The 13,855-nt window shown below is 44.4% G+C and carries 8 protein-coding genes; all 8 read left to right on the top strand.

Annotated elements, in window-relative coordinates; genetic code table 11:
• Nucleotides 1-7 precede the first annotated feature (7 nt).
• The 8 genes from DBR43_RS05035 to DBR43_RS05000 all read left to right on the top strand — a co-directional run bounded on the left by DBR43_RS05035 (nucleotide 8) and on the right by DBR43_RS05000 (nucleotide 13,429).
• Nucleotides 8-1,639 carry a RagB/SusD family nutrient uptake outer membrane protein gene (locus DBR43_RS05035; protein ID WP_124578504.1) on the top strand — a complete coding sequence of 544 codons (1,632 nt, stop codon included), beginning with the start codon at nucleotides 8-10 and terminating at the stop codon, nucleotides 1,637-1,639.
• Between the two features lie 29 nt (nucleotides 1,640-1,668).
• Nucleotides 1,669-2,805 carry a SusE domain-containing protein gene (locus DBR43_RS05030; RefSeq protein WP_124578502.1) on the top strand — a complete coding sequence of 379 codons (1,137 nt, stop codon included), beginning with the start codon at nucleotides 1,669-1,671 and terminating at the stop codon, nucleotides 2,803-2,805.
• Between the two features lies 1 nt (nucleotide 2,806).
• On the top strand, nucleotides 2,807-3,961 hold the full coding sequence (locus tag DBR43_RS05025) for a glycoside hydrolase family 76 protein (RefSeq protein WP_124578500.1): 1,155 nt from the start codon (nucleotides 2,807-2,809) through the stop codon (nucleotides 3,959-3,961).
• Nucleotides 3,961-5,100 carry a glycoside hydrolase family 76 protein gene (locus DBR43_RS05020; RefSeq protein WP_233602868.1) on the top strand — a complete coding sequence of 380 codons (1,140 nt, stop codon included), beginning with the start codon at nucleotides 3,961-3,963 and terminating at the stop codon, nucleotides 5,098-5,100. Before DBR43_RS05025 ends, DBR43_RS05020 begins: the two co-directional genes overlap by 1 nt.
• A gap of 260 nt (nucleotides 5,101-5,360) precedes the next feature.
• Complete coding sequence (locus DBR43_RS05015; protein ID WP_124578498.1) at nucleotides 5,361-7,193, top strand: glycoside hydrolase family 2 protein; 1,833 nt, start codon at nucleotides 5,361-5,363, stop codon at nucleotides 7,191-7,193.
• Between the two features lie 30 nt (nucleotides 7,194-7,223).
• Complete coding sequence (locus DBR43_RS05010) at nucleotides 7,224-9,686, top strand: glutaminase family protein (protein WP_124578496.1); 2,463 nt, start codon at nucleotides 7,224-7,226, stop codon at nucleotides 9,684-9,686.
• Nucleotides 9,686-10,849 carry an aldose epimerase family protein gene (locus tag DBR43_RS05005; RefSeq protein ID WP_124578494.1) on the top strand — a complete coding sequence of 388 codons (1,164 nt, stop codon included), beginning with the start codon at nucleotides 9,686-9,688 and terminating at the stop codon, nucleotides 10,847-10,849. The genes DBR43_RS05010 and DBR43_RS05005 overlap by 1 nt, the downstream gene beginning before the upstream one ends.
• A gap of 24 nt (nucleotides 10,850-10,873) precedes the next feature.
• Entirely contained in the window at nucleotides 10,874-13,429 is a 2,556-nt protein-coding gene (locus tag DBR43_RS05000; protein ID WP_124578492.1) for a glutaminase family protein, read from the top strand.
• Nucleotides 13,430-13,855 lie beyond the last annotated feature (426 nt).

Raw genomic sequence — 13,855 nt, 5'->3', positions numbered from 1 at the left:
AATCGATATGAAATTATTTATCATAAAAATAAGCTTATCCGTACTGTTTCTGGGAGGTCTCCTTTCTTCCTGTAAGAAGCTGGACCTCGTGCCTGCAGATCGTTTTACGGACCTCAACTATTGGACTACCGAAGAAAAGGCGAATGGTGTCCTCAACACGGCCTATTCCCAGATGTTCAACAACAACCGGTTTTTTCTGAATGAAGCACTGTCGGATAACGCTTATAGCGGCAGGGGTGATGGGGAAGGTGTGGCTTCTATTGCCGCGGGAACCTATGATGCTTCGCTTGGACGCATTAAAAATGAATGGAACGATCATTATACCGGAATTAAAACCTGTAATCTCTTTATGGACAATGTAGATAAGGTCCCCGGAATGGATCCTGTATTGAAAGCAAGAATGAAAGCGGAAACCCGTTTTCTCAGGGCGTTCCAGTATTTTCAACTGATGACCTGGTATGGAGATGTACCACTGTTTGATAAAGACATCAGCCTGGAAGAATCGCTTAAAATCGGAAGAACGCCCCGTGCGCAGGTCCTGGAATTTATTCTTAAAGAATTGGATGAAGCCATCGCTGTACTGCCTTTAAATACCGCATACGCTGATGCAGACAAAGGAAGAGTTAGTAAAGGGGCTGCTTTAGGGCTTAAAGCGAGGGTCTTACTGTATGAAGGCCGCTGGCAGGAACTGGCCAATACCTGTGAGGCCATCATGAATGGCAACAATGGAACCTATGGCTTATTTCCTTCTTACGAGGGTCTTTTTCTCCCGGCCAACGAATACAATAAAGAAGTATTGCTGGATTTGCAGTATGTTCCGGTAGACAGAACCTATAATAACCTGTTCGATTTTGCCCCTATCTCTGTGGGTGCAAGGTTGAATGCGATGTCGGCTACACAGGAACTGGTAGACAATTACCTGATGAGCAATGGCAAATCGATTACTGAAGCCGGTTCTGGTTATGATGCGGAGAATCCTTATGCGAACCGGGATCCCAGACTGACCTATACCCTGGTTTACCACAATTACAAATGGAAGAACCCGGATGGGAGCATCAAAACGATTTATATCAAACCCGGAACAGATCCGGATCAGAGTCAGAAGATGGACGAATATGCGGCCGGTGGAGTGAGTTCCCCAACAGGCTATTACCTGCGTAAATATTACGATCCGACTTCGCTGGCGAATTTCGTATCCGGATTAAACCTGATTCTGATCCGTTATGCCGACGTATTGCTGATGTATGCAGAGGCGAAAAATGAACTGAATCAAATGGATGGCAGTGTATGGGCTAAGACGATAACAGCTTTGCGCAACAGGGCCGGATTTGTAGATCCTGCAGCACTTAATTTCAATGCGGGACTGGGACAAACAGGACTCCGGACCGCCATTCGCGCAGAAAGGAGATCAGAACTTGCCATGGAGGGACTCCGTATTTTCGATATCAGAAGATGGAAAACCGCAGATCAGGTGCTGAACGGATGGGCGCATGGTGCCAAATATGGGCCTGCTTCAATTGATGGAGGATATATCCGCGCAAATCAAAGGGTCTTTGATGTCAATAAACACTATTTATGGCCTGTTCCAAGAGATGAAAGAGCTTTAAATGCGAACCTTTCTCAAAACCCGGGCTGGTAATTTATTCACCTTAACTAATTCAACATCACATGCAACACTTCATATATAAAGTTTCCTTCATAGGCCTGCTGATCTTCGCTGTCATCACAGGATGTAAAAAAGATAAAGGCCTTGACCACACTCAGGTTTCCGCAGTAAACACACTTTTTGCTCCGGTAAATAATGTATTCGTAAAATTAGATCCCAAAGCTGGTACCATGGATTTCCAATGGGAACAGGCCAGGGCTGCAGACAATGGCGTCGTGTTATACGAAGTGGTTTTTGATAAACTGACGGGTGATTTTTCCAATCCTTTATTCAGCTATGCTTCGGAAGGGAATGGCTTATACAATAAGCTCAGTCTTTCTCATGCAGAATTGAATAAGATCGCAGCCAGCGGAGGTATCGAACCGCTCAGCAGCGGAAAGGTCAAGTGGACGGTGCGTTCGTCCAAGGGAATCAATGTTCAGCAATCCGCACAGGTAAGGACCATAGAATTGGAACGTCCGGCCGGCTTTTCGGAAATCCCGGCAGATCTTTACTTAACGGGATCGGCTACTGAAACAGGCACCGAGCTCTCCAATGCCAGGCAGTTTAAGAAAACCGCGACGGGTGTATTTGAGATCTACAGCAGGATCAAAGACGGTACCTATAATTTCGCAGAGCGCAACAGCGGTACGCCCAAAACTTTTTCTGCAGAGAATGGAAACCTTAAAAACCTGGGACAGATTACCGCTACCGGGGGAACAAAGGTTTACCGGATTAAAGTCGATTTTAACAGCGCTTCGGTGACTTATACCGAAATTACTTCAGTTGGCTTATTCCTGAGTGGCGACAATAAGGTGATCATCGACCTTCCTTACACCAACAACGGACAATTTGCCGCTACAGATGCGCCGGTAGCCTTTAAACAGGAATCATGGGGCAGGGATGAACGTTATAAATTTCAGGTAAAAGTGAAAAACGGAGATGGAAACAGTGCTACGGAATGGCTGGGCAGCGTCAACAGCGATAACCAACCACCTACAGCCGATACTCCGGCTCCGTATTTTTACATTTTCCCGGTAAACAATTCCCAATATGATTTTGCATTCAAATTCATCAAGGCTGCCGACAATAAGAAGGTGGATGTGAATTTAAAACTCAATGCCACTTCAGCCTATATCCATACCATTACTGTGAAATAAGATGAGAAGATTAACCCAACTGATCATGGTAGCCGGCACATTTGCCGGCTCCATGTCGCTGAATTCATGCGAAAAGGACGTGTTTCCGCTATACAATGAGGAGATTGTGGTCACGAATTACAATTACAGCGGACTGGCAGATTCCTTGCAAAAACAACTTTATAGCACTTACCTGTCCTCCAATGAAAATTACCTGATACAGGACAATCAGGGTAATACGACCTTTCATTACTGGCCCAATGCGCATGTGCTGGATATCTTTGCAGATGGCTTTCTAAGGACTAAAGATCAGGTCTATGTGACAAAAATGAAGGCTTTGCTAAATGGCATTAAACTGCAAAATGGCAATGTTTTTCCGAATGATTTTTATGACGATATGGGCTGGCTGGCATTATCGGCCCTGAGGGCTTACGATGCGACTAAAGATGAAACCTATGTACAGGCTACAGATATTTTGTGGACGGATATGAAAAAGGGAATTACCGATGTACAGGGTGGAGGAATGGGATGGAGCAAAGGGAAACCAAACTTCAAAAATACACCGGCCAATGGTCCCGCAATTATCCTGGCAGCCCGTCTGTACCGCTTACAGAATAAAGCGGAAGACCTGCAAACTGCCAAAACATTGTATACCTGGCTTAAAAGCACTTTAGTGGAGCCGGTTACCTTTACCGTTTGGGATGGCATCAATTACGACGGTACGGGGGTGATTTCGAAAAATAAGTATACCTATAATGTGGGCTTGTTTATCGGTGCCGGATTGGAGTTGTATAAAACAACCAAAGAGAAAACCTACCTTGATGATGCGGTTAAAACAGCAATTGCGGGCATCAATGATGTAGAGTTGGCTCCGGGAGGATTGATGAAGGATGAAGGACAGGGAGACGGAGGTTTGTTTAAAGGGGTATGGGTTCGCTACCTGAGTTTACTGGTCAATGAACCGGACGTTCCGGCAGCGGAGAAAGAGAAGCTGATTAAATTTCTGAAATATAATGCACAGACTTTGTATAAGCAGGGGATCAGCAGACCCGGATTGATGATCAGTCCGGCCTGGAATAAAGCCCCGCAAAGCAAAACAGACCTGACCACGCAATTGAGCGGAATGATGTTAATAGAAACGGCCGCACAATTCAGTGCAGCCGGAATTTTGAAGTAATGATGCATAGAAGAAAAATTATATTTACCGTTGTGGTGTTCATGGCAGGAGCCCTGACACCAATTGCTTTCGCGCAAAAGTCTGCTCAAAAGCCCGCACCAAAAAATGAAGAAAAGTCTGCCCAAAAAGCTACCTTTGAGCAATACGTTTCAGCCATCAGTAAGAACATCAACCTCCGGCTGAAAGACACAAAAACAGGCCTGTATTTTGAAACCACGGCAGCTGTACAAAAAGAGAACCCACATTCCTGGCTATGGCCACTCTGTGCACTGGTACAGGCGGCCAATGAAATGGATGTATTGTATCCTAAACAGCAACACCTCAAACCTGTAGTGAAAGCCATTGACCAGTATTATAGTGAAAAGGCACCGGTGGCTTATCAGGATTATGTAACTGCGGAAAGGCTAAGCTCCCGTTTTTATGACGATAACCAATGGGTTGCGATTGCTTATCTGGATGCCTATAACCGGACCAGGGAGCAACATTACCTGAAGAACGCCATCATGGTCTATGATTATATGATCACCGGAATGGATAATAAAGCTGGTGGAGGTTTGTATTGGAAGGAGGGCGATTTCAGTACCAAGAATACCTGTTCCAATGCACCGGCGGTATTGGTGGCTTTGCAGTTGTATAAAGCTACAAAAGAAAAGAAGTATCTGGAAACGGCTTTGGCGGTCTACGACTGGACCAATAAAACACTGCGCTCCCCGGAAGGCCTCTTCTATGACAATGTGAAAATTCCCGGTGGAGAGATCGACCGTAAGTTTTATACTTACAATGCTGGTGCGATGCTTCAGGCCAATGCTTTATTGTATGACATCACCAGAGATAAAAAGTATTTACAGGAAGCACAACAGATAGCGAAAGCATCAAAAGCTTATTTTTTTAAAGACAATCGCTTGCCCGGACATTATTGGTTTAATGCCGTATTGCTGAGAGGCTGTATCGAATTGTATCAAATTGACAGGAATAAGGACTGGATTGATATTTTTAGAAATGAGGCACAGCGGATCTGGAAAGAAGAAAATGATGCCGAACACCTGCTGGGAAAGAATAAAGAGAAGTCTCTGATCGATCAGGCAGCAATGATGGAAATCTATGCCCGTTTGATACAGATAGAAAAACAGGGAAAGTAACACACAAGCCATTACCCGCAAAAAAACAGATTCCGGTATTTCAGAATTGACCGCCTTAATCCTTAAGCCTTGTTAAACACTTTTTAACAAAGCTTAAGGATTATTTTTTTACCCGCTCATTGTTAATTAAATAGAGACGAAATGAAGAAATTATGATACAAAACTATAGAATGACCTTACGCTAAAAGTCCAATATTTGGAACTGATCAAACAAGGTGATTCTAATTGCTTTAAAGACCTGAAACCAAATATTAAATTTTATGAACAAAATGCGATCTGTTGCACTGCTTTTTGTGCTCAGTTACTCCTCATTACATGCGCAGGAAAAAAAATGGGCGCTAATTAAAGACAGAATTGTAACCTCATGGGCCGCTAAGGTAAACCCTAAAGCCCCATTGCCGGAATATCCGCGTCCACAACTCGTTCGTTCAGAGAACTGGAAAAACCTGAATGGTTTGTGGAGTTATGCGATTACCCCTAAAAATCAAAACGAACCTACCAGTTATCAGGGGAGTATCCTGGTTCCTTTTGCCGTAGAATCGGCCTTATCCGGTGTCGGTAAAACGGTGGGTAAGGATAGTGTATTATGGTATAAAAATAACATCACCATTCCTGCTTCTATGAAAAATCAGGAAGTGCTGTTGCATTTTGGTGCAGTAGACTGGCAGGCGGAAATCTTCGTGAACGGCAAAAGCGCCGGTCGGCATGAAGGAGGTTTTGATCCCTTTAGCTTTAACATCAGCAGCCTGCTTAAAAAAACAGGAACACAGGAAATTAAAGTGAGGGTCTGGGACCCGACGGATGAAGGACCACAGCCAAGGGGCAAGCAGCAAAGAAAACCGGAAGGCATCTGGTATACACCTGTTACCGGCATCTGGCAGACGGTTTGGCTGGAAGGAGTACCCAAAACACATATTCTAGCGAGCAAACAGACACCGGATATCGATGCAAAAACACTTACCGTAAGCGTAAATGTGGAATCTGCTCAGCCTGGAGATCAGGTTAGAATCACTGCATTTGATGGGAAAAATCAAATTTCCCAAAAGGAAGCGGCACTTACTGAGCAGGTTGCTCTATCCATAGAAAACCCAAAACTATGGTCCGCAAAAAGCCCTTTCTTATATGACCTGAAAATTGAATTGTTACGCAAAGGAAAGGTCATCGATCAGGCCGGCAGCTATTTCGCCATGCGTAAATCCTCCATGGCCAAAGATCAGAACGGCATCCAGAGAATGCTGCTGAACAATGAATTTGTCTTTCAGTATGGTCCCTTAGACCAGGGCTGGTGGCCGGATGGTTTATATACCGCGCCTACAGAAGAAGCGATGACTTTTGACATCATCAAGACCAAAGAAATGGGTTTTAACATGATCCGTAAACACATTAAAGTAGAACCGGCAAGATGGTATTACGAATGTGATAAACTCGGGATGCTGGTATGGCAGGATATGCCTAGCGGCGACCTTGGGAACCATTGGGAACCCAACCTGGGCACAATGGGTGGTACGGACAAAAACCGGAGCCCGGAATCAGAAGCCATGTACCGCAAAGAATGGAGCAAAATCATGGACGACCTTCATAATTTCCCATCGATAGTAGTCTGGACTCCTTTTAACGAAGCCTGGGGACAATTCAAAACCAAAGAGATCGCAGAATGGACTAAGGAAAAAGATCCTTCCCGACTGGTTAACAGTGCTAGTGGTGGCAATCATGTGATCACGGGAGATATTGTGGATTTGCACCATTATCCGGAGCCAAAGATGCCAAGACCGGATCTTTTTGGTCCTACACATGCCATTGTTTTAGGAGAATTCGGCGGATTAGGCCTGCCGGTACCCGGACATACCTGGAAAGAAAAAGACAATTGGGGATACCAGTCTTTCAAAACTGCTAACGAACTTTTCGATAAGTATGATTCCTTTATCCGGAGCATCGAAGGCTTGATCAAAAAGGGGTTGTCTGCAGCAGTATACACACAGACAACAGACGTAGAGCAGGAAACGAATGGACTCATGACTTACGACAGGGTCCTGAAACTGCCGGAAGCAAAACTGAAAGCGGCGAACGACAGATTGTACCTGGTCACTCCGTAATTTTTATTGAAACACACAACCAAAACACATATGAAACGTTTATTGATAACTTTAGGTTTATCGGCTATGCTGTGGAATGCTTCCGCTCAGGAACGCATTGCACCCTCATATCCTTTAATTACACACGATCCTTATTTCAGCATCTGGTCTGCCACAGATCAGCTGAATAAATCCCAAACCAAACACTGGACGGGTGCAGAACAGCCCTTAACAGGCATTATTAAAGTGGATGGTGTCCCTTACCGTTTTTTAGGGGCAACCTCAAAACCTTATACCAATGTGCTGCCAACATCAGACGATGAAGATTACCAGTTCAGTTATACGGAATCTGCCCCGGCAGCAGATTGGAACAGCATCGATTTTAATGCATCAGGATGGAAATCTAATGCCGCCCCCTTCGGCGACCTGGTCAACGGTGCAGGTACAGCATGGACTTCAAAAGAACTTTGGGTTAGGAGAACTTTTGAGCTGAGCAACCCTGCACTAAAAGACCTCACGCTAAAACTAAACCACGATGATAATGTGGAGGTTTTCCTGAATGGCGACCTGGTCTACAGCTTTATCGGATGGACGAGTAACCGTTTTTCTTATATTCCGCTAAAAGATGCCGTATTGAAAAACCTTAAAAAAGGTAAAAATGTGCTGGCTATTCACATCAAAAATACCATCGGCAATGCATGGCTTGATGCGGGATTAATTTCCAGCGCAGCAGCTGTAAAGGACATTGCCCTGGCGCAGCAAAAGCGGGTTAAGATCACCGCAACACAAACCAGTTATGAATTTAAAGCAGGAGGGGTAGACCTTTCCTTAACCTTCTGCTCTCCCTTATTAATGGACAACCTGAACCTGGTCTCCAGACCAATTTCTTATGTGACCTATCAGGTTCTTGCCAACGATAAAAAACAACATCAGGTGGAGGTACTTTTTAATGCTTCCACAAACATTGCAGTGAATACCACCGGACAACGTGTGAAAGTGGAAAAAGCAAATGCAAAAGGTCTGGCAGTACTGAAAGCAGGTACTGTTGACCAGCAGGTCATGAAGAAATCCGGAGATGACCTGAGGATAGACTGGGGGTATTTTTATGTGGCAACCCCTGCTTCAGCTTCGGCAAACCAATATGTTGTTTCATTAAAAAATGTAGTTAACGACTTTGTGAAACCAAATAAAGCGGCGAGACAAACCAATGCTACCGGGACCAAATTGTCCCTAAGTACCATTTTGTCGTTCGGACAGGTGGGGAGCAGCGCCAAACAGCAATACCTGATGCTGGGATATGATGACCTGGAGTCGGTTCAATATTTTGGAAAAAATCTGAAAGCATACTGGAACACCAATGGCGACAAATCTTTTGAAAATGAATTGAGCAGTGCAGCAATGCAATACAAATCCATCCTGAAAAAATGTGATGATTTTGATGCGGCGATGTACAAAACTGCAGTGGAAGCCGGAGGCGAAAAATACGCGAAGTTATGTGTACTTGGATACAGACAAGCCATTTCCGCGCATAAACTGGTGAAAAGCCCGGAGGGCGATTTGCTGTTCCTTTCCAAAGAAAACTTCAGTAACGGATCGATCAATACCGTAGATGTCACTTATCCTTCTGCGCCTTTGTTTCTTGCTTACAATCCGGACCTGCTGAAAGGCATGTTAAACGGAATCTTCTATTATAGTGAAAGCGGCCGCTGGAAAAAGCCTTTTGCAGCGCACGATCTGGGGACCTATCCTTTGGCAAACGGACAAACTTATGGTGAAGATATGCCGGTTGAAGAGTCAGGAAACATGATCATTTTAACAGCAGCCATCGCGAAGGTGGAAGGAAATGCAGAATATGCCAGAAAACATTGGGAAACCTTGAGCATCTGGGCCGATTACCTGAGCAAAGAAGGATTTGATCCTGCCAACCAGCTTTGTACAGATGATTTTGCAGGTCACCTGGCCCGTAATACCAATTTATCGGTTAAAGCGATCGTTGCCCTGGGCAGCTACGGCATGTTGGCTGAACAATTGGGTAAAACGGAGATCGCAGAAAAATATAAAAATATGGCGAAAGAAATGGCGCAAAAATGGATTCAGATGGCAGATGCAGGAGACCATTTCGCCCTGACTTTTGACCATAAAGATACCTGGAGCCAGAAATACAACCTGGTATGGGATAAGGTATTGAATCTGGACATTTTCCCTAAGGCCGTTTACCAGAAAGAAATTAAGTTTTACCTGAATAAACAAAATGCATTTGGTTTGCCTTTAGACAGTCGCCGGACCTATACCAAATCCGACTGGATCATCTGGACGGCAACGCTGACAGAGAACCGTGCCGATTTTGATAAACTGGTAAACCCGGTGTATAAATTCGCCGTCGAAACAGAGGACAGGGTCCCTTTGAGCGACTGGCATGAGACAACGAATGGAAAACAATCCGGTTTCCAGGCACGTAGTGTTGTGGGCGGGTATTCTATTAAATTATTGGATTATATGTTAAATAAAAGGTAATGAAAGCATATTTAAAACAAAGTATTCCAGCTCTGGCAGCAGGAGCAATGCTCTTCGCAGTTGCCTGTAATTCTACCACGCAAAAATCTGCTCAGGGTGTTTCAGATACCACCGGTATTTCAGCTAAAGCCTTTGAGAAAGAAATAGACGGTAAACCGGTCCACCTGTTCAGCCTTAAAAATAAATCCGGATCCAAAGCATTGGTCAGCAATTTTGGTGGCCGTCTGGTTGGATTATTTGTCCCGGATAAAGAAGGTAAGCTGGTCGATGTCGTAGCCGGATTTGACAGCATTGAAGGCTATCAGAAATCTACAGAGCCTTATTTTGGCGCAACGATCGGCCGCTACGGAAACCGCATTGCCAAAGGACGCTTTACCCTGGATGGTAAAACTTACCAGATTTTCACCAATAATGGGCTGAATATGCTTCATGGTGGAAAAAAAGGCTATCAGGATGTCGTTTGGGATGCGACACAACTGGATGCACAAACCCTGGAATTGCGTTACTTCTCCAAAGATATGGAAGAAGGCTTTCCCGGAAACCTCAATGTGACCGTCACCTATACCTTAACCGACAACAATGCCTTAAAAATCACTTACAAAGCGACGACCGATAAAAACACGGTGGTAAATTTAACAAACCATGCTTTTTTTAATCTCAACGGATCGCAAAGCGGAAGCATCTTAAACCATTTGGTTCAAATCAAAGCAGATCAATATACGCCTGTCGACTCGACCTTAATTCCATCCGGTAAGCTGGAAGGGGTAAAGGAAACGCCTTTTGATTTTACCCAGGCCAAAACGATAGGAAAGGATATTGAAGTCAAGAATCTGCAATTGGACAACGGAAAGGGGTATGACCATAATTTCGTGTTAAATCCACATCAGGCCGATGATGCGGTGGCCATCGTTACCGGTGATCAAACCGGAATCGTGATGAGCGTTTATACCGATCAGCCCGGGCTGCAGTTTTACAGCGGCAACTTTATGCAAAGTAAAAATACCATGAAAGGAAATCATAAAGATGATTTCAGGACTGCTTTTGCTTTGGAAACCCAGCATTTCCCTGATAGTCCAAATCAACCGTCCTTTCCAACTACGGTACTAAAAAAAGGGGCGTCTTATCAGAGCCAGTCTATTTATAAATTTTCAGTAGCCAAATAACCATTGAAAAGATTCCCTAGAAATATGATCCGTCAAATTTTAACCTATATTGGTGTAGGACTTGGACTGTTGTCTGCTCAGGCACAGCAAAGTAAAGCGCCCTCATATCCATTAATTACACATGACCCTTACTTCAGCATCTGGTCAAATACAGATCAGTTGAACCAATCGGCAACCACACACTGGACGGGTGCGGAACAGGCAATGAACGGATTGATCCAGGTCGATGGCAAAACGTACCGGTTCATGGGACAGTCTGAGCAGGTGTATAAAACCATATTGCCTGCTGCAGATGAAAAAGCCTATCAGTTCCGCTTTACAGAGACCGCTCCAAAACAGGAATGGCATGCGCTTGATTTTAATGCTTCTGCATGGAAATCAGGAGCTGCACCTTTTGGCGATCTCTGGGCTCAGGCGGGCACAGAGTGGAAAAGCAAACAGCTTTGGGCCATCAGAAGTTTTCAGCTGAATGACCGGATTCCGGAGGTTTTATACCTTAAGATCAGTCATGACGACAATGTTCAGGTGTATTTAAACGGCCTGCAGATTCTGAGTAAAAAAGGATTCACCGAACATAAATACGATTATGTTCCAATAAAAGGAGCGGCCCTGAAAAGCCTGAAAAAAGGAAATAATGTCCTGGCCATTCATATTGAAAATACCGGCGGCGGCCAGTGGCTGGATGCAGGTTTGGTGACAGATGATCCCGAAAATAACGGCAAAATTGCCCAGGCAGTGCAGACCAGCCGGATGATCAAGGCGACGCAGACGGATTATTCATTTAAATGCGGAGGTATTGATCTGGCACTTACTTTTACTTCTCCTTTGCTGATGAATGACCTGGAGCTCATTTCCAGGCCTGTTTCTTACCTTACTTATCAGGTTAAATCCAATGATAAAAGGAAACACCAGGTCAGCATTCTTTTTAATGCCTCATCGGATCTCGCTGTAAATACACCTACTCAGGAAATTGTAGCAGAACCGGTAAATGTGCCGGGGTTGTCGGTCTTAAAAGCCGGAACAACTGCCCAGCCGATCCTGCAAAAAACCGGCGACAATGTGCGTATAGATTGGGGATATGCCTATGTAGCGGTGCCGAAATCAGCACAAAGCTCCCAGTTTATTGCAGCAGCAAGCATCAGTCCGGCACTGTTCCGATCGGGAAATAAGAGGCTGAAAACTGATAAAGGAATAAATAATGCCAAAGAAAAAAATACCGCTCAGGCCGGAGAAATAAACACTGGAAAAGCTAAAGGAACAAAATACGCCCTGAATACCCTACTGGACTTTGGTCAGGTAGGCGATAAGACCAAACAGCAGTTCGTGATGCTGGCTTATGAGGACCTGGAATCTATACAATACTTTGGTGAAAACCTGAAAGCCTGGTGGACCAATGGCGGCACAAGAACCTTTAGCTCCCTGCTGCAGCAAGCTGCGGAGGAATACCCTCAGATCATCGAAAAATGTAATGCTTTCGATGCCCAAATGTATGCTGCTGCGGTACAGTCCGGAGGAAAGAAATACGCAGGTTTATGTGTCATCGCTTACAGACAGGCCATTTCTGCGCATAAATTAGTGAAGAGCCCAAAAGGAGAATTGCTGTTTATGTCGAAAGAGAACTATAGCAACGGCTCGATCCATACCGTAGATATCACCTATCCATCTGCTCCGCTGTTCCTGGCTTATAACCCCGAACTGGTGAAAGGCCTGATGAACGGAATATTCGAGTACAGTGAAAGTGGAAGATGGAAAAAGCCATATCCAGCCCATGATTTGGGAACGTATCCTGTCGCAAACGGACAGACTTACGGAGAAGATATGCCGGTAGAGGAATCGGGAAATATGATCATCACTACCGCGGCAACGGTCAAAGCAGAAGGCAATGCGGCTTATGCTAAAAAACACTGGTCTACCTTAACTACATGGGCGGAATACCTGAGCAAAGAGGGATTTGATCCCGGAAATCAATTGTGTACCGATGATTTTGCCGGACACCTGAACAGAAATGCCAATCTATCCGTAAAAGCGATTGTTGCACTGGGTGCCTATGGCTGGATGGCAGCCCAACTTGGAGAAACAGAAACCGCTGCAAAGTATACCAATATGGCGAAAGAAATGGCTAAGAAATGGGCGGAACTGGCGGATGATGGCGATCATTATAGCCTGGCTTTCGGTCAGAAAGGAACATGGAGCCAGAAGTATAATCTGGTATGGGATAAACTGCTAAATCTTGGACTGTTTACTAAAACGGTTTATGATAAAGAAGTGAAGTATTATTTAGGTAAACAGAATAAATATGGCTTACCCCTGGACAGCCGTAAATCCTATACCAAATCGGATTGGGTCCTCTGGACTTCAGTACTGGCAGACAACCGCGCAGATTTCGATGCCTTTATAGATCCGATTTATTTATATGCCATAGAAACACCATCCCGTTCGCCCATCAGCGACTGGCATGAAACAAAAGATGCGGTTCGTCAGAATTTTACTGCAAGGAGTGTGGTAGGCGGATATTTTATAAAACTGCTGGAAAGTAAATGGAACCAGCATAAAGAAGGAAATACCAATACAAAGAAGTAGCCCTGAAAAGCTGCTCCAATTCATAATTGTTTAAATGAGGTGATGAAACGGAAGAAGTTTAGCCCTTGTGTTGAGAAAAATTAAGTTGAATTCAAAAGAATAACCCCAATATATTAAACCAAGCCAAACCATGAACAGCAACTGTTATTTCGGGAACTCAACTTAGCAGGTTAACCCTTCGTTAACTCCTGCAGAAAAGCTTCTGCACGTTTTTATTAAATGTTTAACCGACGACCTTTTTCGGGTTGCCAGGGATTGTATTGCACAAAATCTGAGCTTGAATGGGTCGTCAGTTGACGAGCTAAATCACTAACCAAATAAACAATTATGAATAAAAATTTTACCTGCCTAAAAGTGCATATCAGGATATGCATTTTTTTTCTTGCATTCCTTTTTTTCCTCTGGGGATGCAAGAAAGAAACCGGA

The sequence above is a fragment of the Pedobacter sp. KBW06 genome (assembly GCF_003852525.1).
Taxonomy (GTDB): domain Bacteria; phylum Bacteroidota; class Bacteroidia; order Sphingobacteriales; family Sphingobacteriaceae; genus Pedobacter.
The sequence above is the reverse complement of the archived record's forward strand: the minus strand, read 5'-3'. Positions and strand labels throughout refer to the sequence as shown.